General features: G+C 34.4%; 11 protein-coding genes. All 11 read left to right on the top strand.

All coding sequences use genetic code 11. The features are described from left to right. Positions 1 to 920: 920 nt before the first annotated feature. The 11 genes from LUA90_RS17845 to LUA90_RS17795 all read left to right on the top strand — a co-directional run bounded on the left by LUA90_RS17845 (position 921) and on the right by LUA90_RS17795 (position 13,420). On the top strand, positions 921 to 1,868 hold the full coding sequence (locus LUA90_RS17845) for an outer membrane protein assembly factor BamD (protein ID WP_231463126.1): 948 nt from the start codon (positions 921 to 923) through the stop codon (positions 1,866 to 1,868). A gap of 3 nt (positions 1,869 to 1,871) precedes the next feature. Next, positions 1,872 to 2,198 (top strand): DNA-directed RNA polymerase subunit omega, encoded by a 327-nt coding sequence (locus LUA90_RS17840; RefSeq protein ID WP_231463127.1) that lies wholly within the window; start codon positions 1,872 to 1,874, stop codon positions 2,196 to 2,198. Between the two features lie 76 nt (positions 2,199 to 2,274). Next, positions 2,275 to 3,471: a bifunctional phosphopantothenoylcysteine decarboxylase/phosphopantothenate--cysteine ligase CoaBC gene (gene coaBC / locus LUA90_RS17835; protein WP_231491944.1), complete on the top strand. Its 1,197-nt coding sequence runs from the start codon at positions 2,275 to 2,277 to the stop codon at positions 3,469 to 3,471. Continuing rightward, positions 3,468 to 4,361, top strand: a complete 894-nt coding sequence (locus LUA90_RS17830; protein WP_231491943.1) for a DUF4835 family protein — start codon at positions 3,468 to 3,470, stop codon at positions 4,359 to 4,361. The genes coaBC and LUA90_RS17830 overlap by 4 nt, the downstream gene beginning before the upstream one ends. 285 nt (positions 4,362 to 4,646) lie before the next feature. Continuing rightward, a complete protein-coding gene (locus tag LUA90_RS17825; protein ID WP_231491942.1) occupies positions 4,647 to 5,018 on the top strand; it encodes a BlaI/MecI/CopY family transcriptional regulator in 372 nt (123 codons plus the stop codon). Positions 5,019 to 5,117: 99 nt separating this feature from the next. Beyond that, positions 5,118 to 7,016 carry a M56 family metallopeptidase gene (locus LUA90_RS17820; RefSeq protein WP_231491941.1) on the top strand — a complete coding sequence of 633 codons (1,899 nt, stop codon included), beginning with the start codon at positions 5,118 to 5,120 and terminating at the stop codon, positions 7,014 to 7,016. Positions 7,017 to 7,115: 99 nt separating this feature from the next. After that, the gene (gene recN, locus LUA90_RS17815; protein WP_231491940.1) at positions 7,116 to 8,768 is read left to right on the top strand and encodes a DNA repair protein RecN; all 1,653 of its coding nucleotides are present in this window, start codon (positions 7,116 to 7,118) and stop codon (positions 8,766 to 8,768) included. Between the two features lie 59 nt (positions 8,769 to 8,827). Beyond that, on the top strand, positions 8,828 to 10,063 hold the full coding sequence (locus LUA90_RS17810) for a carboxypeptidase-like regulatory domain-containing protein (RefSeq protein ID WP_231491939.1): 1,236 nt from the start codon (positions 8,828 to 8,830) through the stop codon (positions 10,061 to 10,063). 79 nt (positions 10,064 to 10,142) lie between these two features. Continuing rightward, positions 10,143 to 11,378, top strand: coding sequence for a carboxypeptidase-like regulatory domain-containing protein (locus LUA90_RS17805; protein WP_231491937.1), 1,236 nt, complete (start codon positions 10,143 to 10,145; stop codon positions 11,376 to 11,378). Between the two features lie 60 nt (positions 11,379 to 11,438). Then, complete coding sequence (locus LUA90_RS17800; protein WP_231491936.1) at positions 11,439 to 12,506, top strand: PA0069 family radical SAM protein; 1,068 nt, start codon at positions 11,439 to 11,441, stop codon at positions 12,504 to 12,506. Between the two features lie 41 nt (positions 12,507 to 12,547). Further along, positions 12,548 to 13,420 (top strand): RimK family alpha-L-glutamate ligase, encoded by an 873-nt coding sequence (locus tag LUA90_RS17795; protein WP_231491935.1) that lies wholly within the window; start codon positions 12,548 to 12,550, stop codon positions 13,418 to 13,420. The last annotated feature ends 8 nt before the right edge of the window (positions 13,421 to 13,428 follow it).

Raw genomic sequence — 13,428 nt, 5'->3', positions numbered from 1 at the left:
TTTTTTCATCTTTTCAACCTTTTCCTCTTCCTCCGAAGCGGGATGCAAAAGTAGGAAAATTATCCGCTTGCGCAAAGCCAGGGCCGCTTTTATTTGGATGGACAGTGGTAACTGCATGGATTTCAGGAAGAAAAAAATGCTTCTGTAAGCAAACTTTTTCAGGATGTGGTTTGTTTAGGGTGGTTTTCTGCGGTAAATTGATTGTTCAGGGTTACCGGTGATTGCACAGGCGCCTATCGTTTCCCGCTGATGTTCGCAGATAAATAACGCAGATTGAAAAGGATTTTAAAGCTTAATGTAGAAGTTTTCACTACCTAAGGCAGCTAAGGTCACTTAAGTTATTTTAAAAATAGATTTTAAGGGAACAGTTTGTATATATGCCATATAAGTAATTAAAGTAAATTAAGTTATAAATCTGTTTAGCTTGAGGGTTGTGGGTGATTGCAAGGCGCCTATCTTTCCCGCTGATGTTCGCAGATAAAATAGCGCAGATTGAAAAGGATTTTTTTTGCAAGTTGACTATTATTAGTTCCGGGTTGCCAGTCTGAATGTGGATACCTTAAGAGTTATGGTTGAATCTCACCATATAAGGAATATAAGGTCATCCAAGTAGCGAGTGTAAGCTCCGTGTCTTGATACTCGATACTAAATACTAAATACTTTATACTAACTACTGATTGGAAAACGGACAGATGTAAAATAAACCCGGGCGGAATGGAAAACCCGCAGGGAAGCGCAGCGAACCGAGGATTTGAAATGCAGAACGGGACGAACGTTAATTGGAAAACAGGAACTTGCTTTACATATTATATAAGTATGTTAAAAATTGTTAACTATATATATGTACTGAATTGCAATAAGTAGCTTAGCGGCCAATTGTTTTATATTGATGTTATCGTATTATTAATTATCTTTGCAGAATGTTTAAAGTTAAACACTTATTTATTTTAGTATTTATTGCCGCTTTAGGTATGGCGGGTTGTAAGAGTCGTTTTGAAAAGCTACGTGCCAGTAACGATGTTGCAAAAAAATATCAAGAAGCTATTAGATTATATAACAAACGAGATTTTAGCAAAGCTTTGGTGCTTTTTGAAGATTTATCTCAAAAATACCGTGGACGTGAGCAAGCTGAAGGTTTGAATTTTTACTACGCTTATACATTATATAAATTGCAGGATTATACCACTGCAAGGTATCAATTTAAAAGTTTCGCAGATACTTATCCTGCCAGTAAAGATGCTGAAGAGGCTCGTTACATGGCCGCATATTGTTATTATCTAGAGTCTCCTGTTTTTTCTTTAGACCAGGAAAATACTTATAAAGCTATTGATGCATTACAGTTATTTATAAACTTATACCCTACCAGCGAACGTGCTGCTGCTGCTGCAAAGTATATTGGTGTATTAAGAACTAAATTGGAGGATAAAGTTTTTGAAAATGCAAAGCTTTACTTAACTACGGGCCCAAGCAATGTAGAAAATTATAGAGCAGCCGTTATTGCTTTAAAAAATGCGCAGCGAGACTACCCGGATATTAAATACGCTGAGGAAATGGATTTCTTGATGATTAGGGCACAGTATATGTATGCTAGAACAAGTATCCCAATTCGCCAGGAAGACAGATACAATGAGGCTACCTCATTATACGAAGAGTTTACTGAGAAATATCCTCAGAGTAAGTTTACCAACGATGCTAAGCAATTAAAATCGGATATTGAAACTGGAATAAAACAAAATAAAGCAGAATTAGCTATGTATGCTGCCGACCAGGCAAAGTACATGGAAATGATTAAGAAAACGAGTAAGGTGAAAGATACCGTTTCTCAAAAACCAACTAACGCAGATAATACGAATATTAAAAACAATTAATACATGAATACTAACAAACCTGCTATACCTAACACTACGGTTACCAGAAATGTACACGATTTAGACAGAACTACTGATAATCTTTATGAATCATTAGTTGTGATTGCTAAAAGAGCAAATCAGATTTCAAACAACATGAAAGAAGAATTGCACGGTAAATTAGCAGAATTTGCTTCGAGTAACGATAACCTTGAAGAGATTTTTGAAAACCGTGAGCAAATCGAAATCAGTAAGCATTATGAGCGTATGCCGAAACCAGTTTTAGTTGCTATGGATGAATTTTTGAACGAAAAAGTTTACCACAGAAACCCGGCAAAAGAACAAAAATAAAACGATTATAGCGCATAGAGTTTGGAGCTAAGCGTTTCGCTTGTGCGTTAATGCAACTGTTTTAACTCTTCGCTCGATGCTTAAAAATAAAAACATAATACTTGGCGTTTGCGGCAGTATTGCGGCTTACAAGTCGGCCATTTTGGTTAGACTTTTGGTAAAAGCTGGTGCAAACGTTAAGGTTATTTTAACTCCCGATGGTGCTAATTTCATTACACCGCTTACTTTAGCCACACTTTCTAAAAATCCAGTTTACACTCAATATTTTGAAGAAGAAACCGGCGTTTGGAGCAATCATGTTGAACTTGGTCTTTGGGCAGATTTAATTATCATTGCGCCTACCAGTGCAAATACGCTTGCCAAACTTGCTACCGGAATTTGTGATAACTTATTAACTGCAGTTTATTTATCGGCTAAATGCCCGGTGTACGTTGCGCCTGCAATGGACCTGGATATGTGGAAACACGAAACCACTCGAGGCAATATCTCGAAAATAAAAAGTTTTGGAAATACGATTATTGCACCACAAAGTGGAGAATTGGCCAGCGGATTATATGGTGAAGGAAGACTTGCCGAACCAGAAGAAATTGTTGCTTTTTTAGAAAGTTCGATTAAAAAAGGACTGCCTTTTTACGGGCAGAAAGTAATGGTAACTGCCGGACCAACTTATGAAGCAATAGATCCAGTTCGTTTTATTGGAAACCATTCATCTGGTAAAATGGGTTTTGCCATTGCTGATGAATTAAGCAGACTAGGAGCCGATGTAACTTTAATTGCCGGACCTACCGCTCAAAAAGCTACAGAACCATTAAAAAGAATAGACGTAGTAAGTGCAAAGGATATGTTTGAGGCATGTATATCTGTTTTCCAAGAAACCGACATTACCATTATGAGTGCGGCTGTTGCCGACTATAAGCCTAAAACAGTTTCAACTCAGAAAATTAAAAAAAACAATAGTGAATTTAATTTAGAACTGGAAAAAACTACCGATATTTTAGCATCGCTTGGCATGGTAAAAACCCAAAATCAAATTTTGGTTGGTTTTGCTTTAGAAACTAATGATGAAGAAAATTATGCCAAAGCAAAACTGGTGAAAAAAAATCTGGATTTGGTTATTCTAAATTCTCTAAACGATAAGGGCGCAGGATTTAAATCGGATACAAATAAAATTACTATTTTTAACAAAGCGCTTCAAAAGACAGCGTTTGATGTAAAGTCAAAAGCCGATGTTGCAAAAGATATCTGCAATGAAATTTTAAAACTTATTAAATGATAAAAAGACTTGTTTGTTTATTATTCATCCTTGGTTTTGGAAAATTATATGCGCAAGAGTTAAATGCTCGTGTGCAGTTATTAGCACCGCAGGTATCTAATATTAATAAACAACAGCTCGATGCACTCCAAAGAACTTTGAGAGATTTTTTAAACAATAACAAGTTTACCACCGAAACATATAAAGCGCAAGAAAGAATTGATTGCAATTTTGTAATCACCATAACATCATGGGATGGCGGTTCTGGTTACACAGCAGAAGCGCAAATACAAAGCAGCCGACCGGTTTTTAACTCAACATATAATAGCACTTTGCTAAATATGAGTGATAAGAATTTCGATTTTAGCTATAATGATGGTTCTACAATAGATTTTTCTGACCAGAATTACATATCAAACATCAGTGCGTTACTAACCTATTATGCATATACCATAATTGGTTTAGATAAAGACAGCTTCGGCAAAATGGGCGGCAGCTTTTATTTTAAAAAAGCGCAAAACATTATTAACCTTGCGCAGGTATCGGGCAATACGGGTTGGCGTGCCGCAGATGGTTTACGAAACCGTTTTTGGTTTAATGAAAATACATTAAATCCGGTTTTTAGCGAATTAAGAAACTTTATATACAATTACCATTTTAAGGGTTTAGACCAATTAACTAATGATGATAAAGGCTTAATGCCCGTTGTTTCGGCACTTACCGAACTGCAAAAAATGGATAAGCAAAAGTTGGGTTCTATATTTCCAAATGTTTACTTTGCTGCAAAAGCTGAAGAAATTACGAATGTGCTTTCTAAATTAAATACGCAAGAGCGTTTAAAGGCTTACAATTTACTATCGGAAATAGACCCCGCAAATATTGGTAAATACGAAGGATTAAAAACCAATTAGTTTTATAATTTCTTGTAAAGCAATTTCTTCAATTCATTTTGTTGTAAGTCCTGCTTTCCGCTTTATTCCGCTGCGCTCCATGTTCGCTACAATCAGGTTTAGATAGATAATTCAGCAAATAAAACATCCTTCCCTCCCACTCGAATTTTAAATAATGTGCAACGTTTTTGAATAAACTGCGTCAGTTAGTAAAATAGCTTATGTTAAAAATCTGTTAAATAATTTTGATAATACGAATATCTTCGTACATTTGATTACGAAATAATTCGTAGAACAGTAACATATATGAGTAATAGCAATATCAAACCAACTGAAGGTGAAATGGAAATTTTGCAGGTGCTCTGGCAAAAAGGTCTTTGCACGGTGAGAGCAGTACATGAAGCTTTAAATAAAAAAGATTCTGGCTACACCACAACTTTAAAGCTTATGCAAATAATGCATGAAAAAGGTATGGTTGAACGTGATACTAATCAGAAAACCCACATATATAAAGCCTTGGTAAGTCAAGATAAAACTGAAAAGCAATTGGTGAATAAAATGATAGATAACGTTTTTAATGGTTCGGCTGCAAGATTGGTTATGCAGGCTTTGGGTAATCATACTGCCAGTAGTGAAGAATTAGATGAGATTAAAAAATATTTAGATAGTCTTAAGTAGCTCGTTAGTCGTTAGTCGTTAGTCGTTAGTGAAAACAGATTAGCATTAAGAATAGTATCAGAAAAAAATAAAGTGATTTAAAAAATTAAAGCAATTAACATGGAGACTTTATTACCACAATTTATTAAAGCTTTTGGATGGAGTATTTTAAATTCGCTCTGGCAAAGTGCACTTATTTACGGTATCTTATTTATCGTTTTACTTAGCCTGCCAAAGCTAGCTGCTAAATATAGGCACAACCTGGCTTTTGGTTCTATCCTACTAATGTTCGGTTTTTTCATCTACAACCTAACCAGCATTTTACTCAAGAATATTGCTATCCAAAAAGCTAGTGGAAATGTAGAAAATCTTAATACACATCAATATTTAAATACCATACCCGAAAATCTAACTAGCAAAATTGAACAATATTTTCCCATTGTTGTGGTATTTTACATTATTGGCATTGCACTACAGCTTTTTGTAATAATTAAAGGCTATAATAAATTGGCACGGTTTAAAAAAGAGAAACTGAGTTTAGTACCTGATGCCTGGAATGCTATCTTTCAAAAAGTTACATCAAATCTAAAAATCAATAAAACTATAAAATTCCATTTATCATCCATTGTAAATGTGCCATTAGTTATTGGTTATCTAAAACCTATCGTTTTATTTCCAGTTGCATTGGTTAACGAATTAGATAGCGATCAGGTTGAAGCAATTTTAATACACGAACTTTCTCACATCAGAAGAAATGATTTTTTATTAAATCTGATAAAAACGGCAATAGAAACTTTCTTGTTCTTTAATCCATTTGTTTGGATGGCAGGCCGATTTATACATATAGAGCGTGAGCATGCTTGCGATGATTTGGTGCTAAAGCTAACCGGAAAACCACTGAATTATGCTCATGCTTTGTTAAAGCTAGAGTTGCTGAAAGATAAAGATAGTCCGGCTTATGCCTTAGCTGCCACCGGCAAAACTCAAAACTTATATCAAAGAATTAAAAGAATAACAAATATGAAGACCAATTATTTAAATGCAAAACAGCAAATGGCAGCCTTAACCTTAGGTATTGCATGTTTAGTTTCTATTGCCTGGATTAATCCGTCCAAAAAAGATATCAAAAAAACCACAAAAAAAACTGAATTACTATCGGTTGCAAACATTTCGAAAAATGCCATGGTTTTTATAGATACAACTAAGAAACATAAAATTAAAATTGTAACCATAGATGCTAGTGGCAAAAAAACCGAATACAATTCTTTAAAAGATGTGCCCGATAGTTTAAGGAGAGATTTATATGATGATGAACTTTTTGGAGGAAGAAAAACTTTTTTTATAGGAAGTGATTCGGCATTTAGATTTAAAGATTCTATATTTAGTGCAAAAATATACAGAGAATTTTCTTCACCGGCGGCACAATTAAAATGGAAAAAATACGGAGAAGATATCGAGAAAGAATTTAACACTCCAGAAGCCAAAGCTAAATGGAAAAAGATGGGTGAGCAGATGGCAAAAGAGTTTTCATCGCCAGAAGCGCAGGCTAAATGGAAAAAATTTGGTGAAGATGTTGCGAGAGAATATAACTCTCCAGAAGCCCAAGCTAAATGGAAAAAATTTGGCGAAGATATGGCTAAAGAATATAATTCTCCCGAAGCCCAAGCTAAATGGAAAAAAATGGCTGAAGATATGGCTGCAAAATTTAATAGCCAAGAATTTAAATCTCAAATTGATGCTGCAAGAGGTAACGTTATAGTATTAGATAGCAATCAACCATTATTTTCATCTAAGCTAAACAAAGATTCTTTATCTAAAATTTACTTTAATAAAACTCCAGGAGTAAATACTGGATACCTTTTCTTACGTGATAACAATTCTACTAAAAGAGTTTTAGAATCTGCTGAATACAAGAAACTAAAGCAAAAATTTGATGCAGAGGTTAAAGAACTGAGGGAGAAAATGGAAAAACAGGAAAAACCTGAAAAACCTGAACGTAGAGAAAAAGAAGAAAACTAAAAACCAAATAAATAATGTGCATTAGCAGCGAAGAAATATCTTCGCTGTTTTTATTTTAAGCCCTTTGTTGAGATAACTTTTTAGTATTTTCGCATAGCTATGCTACAAAAACTATCTATTCGTAATTACGCATTAATTGATAGCCTCGACATTGAATTTGATAAAGGCTTAAACATAATAACTGGTGAAACCGGAGCCGGAAAATCAATCATACTGGGTGCATTATCACTAATTTTAGGTCAGCGGGCCGAAAGCAAATACTTCTTTAATCAGGATAAAAAATGTGTTATAGAAGGTACATTTCTGCTAGCTGATGAACAGCTGAGGGATAGTTTTGAAGAAAACGACCTCGATTTTTTTTCAGAAAGTACACTTCGAAGAGAAATTTCAATTGATGGAAAATCGCGTTCCTTTATAAATGACACTCCTGTAAATTTATCTACCCTAAAACAAATTGGCGAAAAACTTATAGATATTCATTCTCAACATGCTACGCAGGAAATCAATAATGCTGACTTTCAACTTCTGATGGTTGATTCACTTGCAAACCATCAAGATTTGCTTACTCAATACAAAGGAGGTTTTAAGGAATTGAGAAAAGATTCTGCCTTATTAAAGAAATTAATTGATGAAGCCAACGAAGCAAGGAATAAGCAAGATTATGAGCAATTTCTATTTAATGAATTAGAACAGGCAAATTTATCAGAAACTGAACTGCCTGATTTAGAAGCGGAATTGGAGAAACTTACGCATGCTGAAACCATAAAACGAGCACTGCTAAATGCAAATGCATTGTTAAATGATGCAGAGCCTGCCGCCATTTTGCTTTTAAAAGAAGCTCAAACGCAGTTGCAATCTATTGAAAAATTTGATCCATCTGTAAACGTATTATATGAAAGGTTAAAATCGAGTATTATTGAAGTTAAAGATATTGCCGATGAGATTTCTATCATTGAGAACAGTACAATGCATAGTGCCGAAAGATTGGATACCATTAACCAACGTTTAGATTTATTATATTCTTTGCAACAGAAACACCGGGTTGATAGCAATACCGAACTAATTGCGATTCAAAATCAGCTAGAAAGAAATTTAAATCAGCTTTTATCTTCGGATGAGCAAATAGAAAAGCTAACAAAGAAAATCGACTTGCTAAAAAATAAACTCTTTGAGCAGGCCAATAAATTGAGTAAAAACAGAAAGGTTGCGATTAAATTGGTTGAAGAGCAAACTGCAGCCACCTTAAAACAAGTTGGTATGCCTAATGCAAAGCTTGTATTAGCTCAGAAAACTTTAGTAGATTTAACAAAAGATGGCTTAGATGAAATTACCCTGTTGTTTACCGCCAATGCTGGCCAGGCTCCTGCCCCGGTGAATAAAGTTGCGTCTGGCGGCGAACTTTCTAGATTAATGCTGTCTATCAAAGCATTATTGGCTAAGCATACATCCTTACCAACAATTATATTTGATGAGATTGATACCGGTATTTCGGGAGAAACAGCACTTAAGGTAGGTGAAGTTATAGCTGCACTTGGCAAAAATATGCAGGTAATTTCGATTACACATTTACCTCAAATTGCCGCAAAAGGTAAATCGCATTACTTTGTTTACAAAATTGACGATTCAGGAAAAACTACCACCGGAATTAAAAAATTGAAACAAGAAGAAAGAATTGAAGTAATTGCAGAAATGTTAAGCGGTAAAAATCCAGGCGCTTCTGCTATAGAAAATGCAAAGGAATTGTTAAACTAATAATTCATCGGCAGAGACAAATATTTTTTTAACTAAATAATTAGTTTATATTTGTTTTAATGAAACGATTATTTATTTTTTCTCTTTTCACTTTATCTTTTATAGCCACATTTGCTCAGAATGTAATGCTATCCGGTATAATAAAAGATAAGCGTGGTGAAGTTTTACCTGGTGCAGGCGTATACGTTAGTGGTTACAAAATAGCAACTGTTGCAAATAACAATGGTGTTTACAACCTTGGATTAAAACCCGGTAATTACGATTTACTATTTCAGGTGATTGGCTACAAAACTGTTACCAAAAATATCATTGTTGCAGATAAAGCCATAAAATTGGACGTGGTTTTGGAAGAAGATGCGATGCAATTGGATGAAGTAACCATCAAGCCTGACCCAAACCGTGCGGGTTACATCAGAATGTTTACTGATTATTTTATTGGTACAACGCCCAATGCCGCACAGTGTAAAATTATAAATCCTAACGTTTTAATAATTGATTACAGTAAAGATGATTCGAAGCTTACGGTAAAAACCACTCAGTTTCTCATCATAGAAAATAAAGCTTTAGGTTATCGGATAAAATACCAGATTAATCTTTTTGAATGGGATAATAAGACCAAAATCATTTATTATGAAGGTTACCCAACTTATGAAGATTTGAAAGGAAGCAAAGGACAAATTAAAAAGTGGGCTGCAAAACGCGATATTGCATACCGTGGTTCCAGCAATCATTTTTTAAGTAGTTTATATGCAGGAAAATCTAAAGAAGAAGGATTTATCATCAATAAATTAATTAGGCAGGCAGACAAAAACAGACCACCCGACAGCTTGATTAATGCTAAACTTAAGCAGTTTAGAACCGCAGCAATAAGTTCTTCAGGGAATTTAAAAATAACGCTTAATGGGAATGATTCTTTATCCTATTGGGCTAAACAAAAAAATAAGCCAAAGCAAATTGCCATTTTAAATCAACAAGAAGTTTTGCCCGATACCTTAGTCAAAACATTTAACGAAAGTATAAAAAGCTTAAATTTTACAAATGTTTTGTACGTAATCTATACGAAAGAAAAAGAAGACCCGGTTTATTTAAACCGAATCGGCTTGTCTATATCCCGACCATTAACAATGCCCGATTACCAAGTTTCACTTATAAATTTACTAGTATCTCCTGTATATTTTTATGCTAATGGCGGTGCTTATAATCCGCGTTCTATGTTATTTGAAGGATATTGGAGTTGGGAAAAAATTGCTGACAGCGTTCCGCTGGATTACGTACCACAAAAGCCAGGCAAATAATGTTTTTGTAAATGTTAAATTTGTTAAAAGAGAGCATTTAGTTTTATAAATACTCATCCATTTGGCTACATTAGCACTTATGTATAAAAGCGCCTGTACGTTATTTTTCATATTGATTTGCTCAATTCAAGCTTTTAGTCAGGGTACATTTTCTATTAGTGGAAAAGTAAAAGATAATCAAGGCGGATTGCCCGGCGCAGGCGTTTATTTAAGTGGTTATAAATTAGCTACCGTTGCCGATAATGATGGAAATTACCTTTTACCAAATTTAAAACCCGGTAGTTATAGCATTCTGGTTCAAATGGTAGGCTACCTACCCTATTCAAAATCTGTAATTATTGAAGATAAATCGGTTAAGGTAGACTTGATATTAAAAGAAAATACAGTTCTACTAAATGAAGTTACCATCCGGGCCGACCCGAACCGTGCTAAATATATTAAGCAATTTACAGAATATTTTATCGGCACAACACCAAATTCCAAGCAGTGCAAAATATTAAATCCGCAGGTCTTAAATGTAGATTTTGATGTTACTAAAAGTCTGCTTACGGTTAAAACAACCGAATTTCTTATCGTAGAAAATAAAGCTTTAGGATATCGCCTTAAATACATGCTCGATTACTTTGAATATAATAGCCGAACGCGGATTATTTACTTTTCAGGCCATCCGTTTTTTGAAGAGTTTAAAGCATCAGCAGCAAAAAAGAAGAAATATATTGATGCCAGAGAAACAGCCTATTACGGTTCTTCGCAACATTTTTTCCGCTCGCTATATCAAAACAAAAGCAAGGAAGAGGGTTTCATCATCAATAAAATTGTACAAACGCCAAACCCAAATCGCTACCCGGAAAATTATATCAACGAAAATTTAATAAAGATTAAAACTCTACCCGAAAAAACCGGGATTAGAAAAGAAGCAGGTAAAATTGACCCGGGGTTGCTGGAGTTTTGGACAAAACAAAAGGAAATGCCCCGCTTTATAGATAAATTTAGCAGAGCTGAAGTAAATCCAGATACTTTGGTTCATGATTTAAATGACAATTTAAAGTGGATAAATTATACTGATGCACTTTGTATTCAGTACACTCGTGAAAAAGAATCTTTAGCGTACTCAAATACTGGTTTTTGGGTTTACAGACCTTTAGATATACCTGAACATGAGCTTTCTATAGTAAAATTATCTCAAGGACCGGTTCGTTTTTATGCTAATGGAAGCATTTACGATTCCCGTTCTATGCTTTACGAAGGTTACTGGGCTTACGAGAAAATTGGTGATATGGTTCCTATGGATTATGTACCAATCTCTAAAAGATAATACTATTAACAACTTACTCACATCGATTTAAAATACTAATATTTTTAGTATTTTTATATTATGAATAATGAGGAAGAAGGACAGTATTTTAAAGGTAGAGGTGCGCAGTTTAATCCTCATAATAAATTCCTAAAAGATAGTTATGTAAAAGAGCATGATGAAGGAATTGATGATTGGGAAGAGAGCGACCGAAAAACATCTTTCATCTTTGAAAATTCAAAAACCATCGTTAACAAAGTTGATAGTCCGGATGTGGGCATGGCCTATTCCTTAAATCCCTATCAGGGTTGCGAGCATGGCTGTACGTATTGTTATGCGAGGAATGCGCATCAATATTGGGGCTACAGTGCGGGTTTGGATTTTGAACGAAAAATTATTGTAAAGAAGGATGCTCCTGCACTTTTCAAAAAATTTTTAGAGCGCAAAGGATGGGATGCCACCACAATTTCACTTTCTGGTAATACAGACTGTTATCAACCAGCTGAGCGAAAATTTCGACTAACCCGACAGCTTTTAGAAATTGCTTTGGCATATAAACAACCTATCGGGATGATTACCAAAAACGCTTTGATTTTGAGAGATATTGATATTCTTCAAGAAATGGCTAAGCTAAACCTTTGCATGGTTTATTCTTCTGTTAATAGTTTAAATGATAAACTTCGCCTTGCAATGGAACCAAGGACAGCAACGGCTAAACAGAGATTAAAGGTTGTAGAACAATTAAGTAATGCAGGCATTCCGGTTGGAGTTATGGTTGCACCGCTGGTTCCAGGTTTGAGTGACCATGAAATCCCCACAGTTTTAAAAGCCGTAGCAAATGCCGGTGCAATACGTGCGGGTTACACAATTGTTAGATTAAATGGCGCCATCGGGCAGATTTTTGAAGATTGGCTACGCAAAAATTTCCCTGATAGGTTTGATAAAGTTTGGCACATGATACAAAGTTGCCATGGCGGAAAAGTTAATGACAGCCGTTTTGGTGAGCGTATGAAAGGTGATGGAAATATTGCGCAGATGATTAGGGATAGTTTTAAATTACATTGCAGATTAAACGGACTTAATGTAAAAGAAGTTAAGTTAGACCATAGTATTTTCTGCGTTCCGGGTAGTCAAATATCATTATTCTAGTTTTTACTTGTCTGTTAGTTGATTTAAAGTTAGTTTTAAAAATGAATATTGCTTTAATAACATACGAAGATAAAGGTGCTTATGATAGTCCGACGGTTGAAAGTGAAGATGAAAAACTTCTACTATTCTTAAAAGGGAAAGGCTTAAATATTGAAATGGTAATTTGGAATGATAAAAATATTAACTGGGAGAATTATGAGCTTGCAATATTAAAATCGCCCTGGGATTATTTTGATTTATATGAAGAGTTTAAAACGTGGTTAAATCTTCTGGAAGAAAAAAACATCAGACTTCTAAATCCGATTGATGTTGTAAGATGGAATGCAGATAAGCATTATTTACGAGAAATTGAGTCGGCGGGATTAAATATTACACCGAGCATTTTTATTACCAAAGGTGAAGAAATAAACCTTAATATATTTTTTGAAAAATTTATAACAGATAAACTTATTGTAAAACCTTGTATTAGCGGTGGTGCTAAAAATACATTTAAGGTTACAATTGATAATGTTGAGGAGATTAATCAAAAGCTAAGGTTGCTTATTCAAAAAGAAGATTTTATTATCCAACCATTCCTGCCAGAAATTTTAGAAAACGGAGAATGGTCGTTTATTTTCTTTAATGGTGTTTATAGCCATACATTAGTTAAAAAAGCAAAACCCGGTGATTTTAGAGTGCAGCCAGCACATGGTGGCTCTGTACACTTACAAAATCCAGATAAAGGTTTAATAGAAATTGCAGCAGAATATGTTAAGCTTTTTGCTAAAAATTGTCTTTATGCCAGAGTTGATGGCACATTTGTAAATAATAAATTTTTATTAATGGAATTAGAACTTATCGAACCATTTTTATTTTTAAATACCTCTACTCAGAACTATGAGCATTATTATAATGCTTTAAAAGCAATGATTTAATCAATTAG

Origin of the sequence: Pedobacter sp. Leaf170 (genome assembly GCF_920984665.1) — a bacterium.
Classification (GTDB): Bacteria; Bacteroidota; Bacteroidia; order Sphingobacteriales; family Sphingobacteriaceae; genus Pedobacter.
Note: the sequence above shows the minus strand (reverse complement) of the source record. Positions and strands in the feature narration are given on the sequence as shown.

Bases quoted from the DNA above. Each gene is read 5' to 3' on its own strand.
- LUA90_RS17845 (WP_231463126.1), top strand. From the start codon at position 921: ATGTTTAAAGTTAAACACTTATTTATTTTAGTATTTATTGCCGCTTTA.
- LUA90_RS17840 (WP_231463127.1), top strand. From the start codon at position 1,872: ATGAATACTAACAAACCTGCTATACCTAACACTACGGTTACCAGAAAT.
- coaBC (WP_231491944.1), top strand. From the start codon at position 2,275: ATGCTTAAAAATAAAAACATAATACTTGGCGTTTGCGGCAGTATTGCG.
- LUA90_RS17830 (WP_231491943.1), top strand. From the start codon at position 3,468: ATGATAAAAAGACTTGTTTGTTTATTATTCATCCTTGGTTTTGGAAAA.
- LUA90_RS17825 (WP_231491942.1), top strand. From the start codon at position 4,647: ATGAGTAATAGCAATATCAAACCAACTGAAGGTGAAATGGAAATTTTG.
- LUA90_RS17820 (WP_231491941.1), top strand. From the start codon at position 5,118: ATGGAGACTTTATTACCACAATTTATTAAAGCTTTTGGATGGAGTATT.
- recN (WP_231491940.1), top strand. From the start codon at position 7,116: ATGCTACAAAAACTATCTATTCGTAATTACGCATTAATTGATAGCCTC.
- LUA90_RS17810 (WP_231491939.1), top strand. From the start codon at position 8,828: ATGAAACGATTATTTATTTTTTCTCTTTTCACTTTATCTTTTATAGCC.
- LUA90_RS17805 (WP_231491937.1), top strand. From the start codon at position 10,143: ATGTATAAAAGCGCCTGTACGTTATTTTTCATATTGATTTGCTCAATT.
- LUA90_RS17800 (WP_231491936.1), top strand. From the start codon at position 11,439: ATGAATAATGAGGAAGAAGGACAGTATTTTAAAGGTAGAGGTGCGCAG.
- LUA90_RS17795 (WP_231491935.1), top strand. From the start codon at position 12,548: ATGAATATTGCTTTAATAACATACGAAGATAAAGGTGCTTATGATAGT.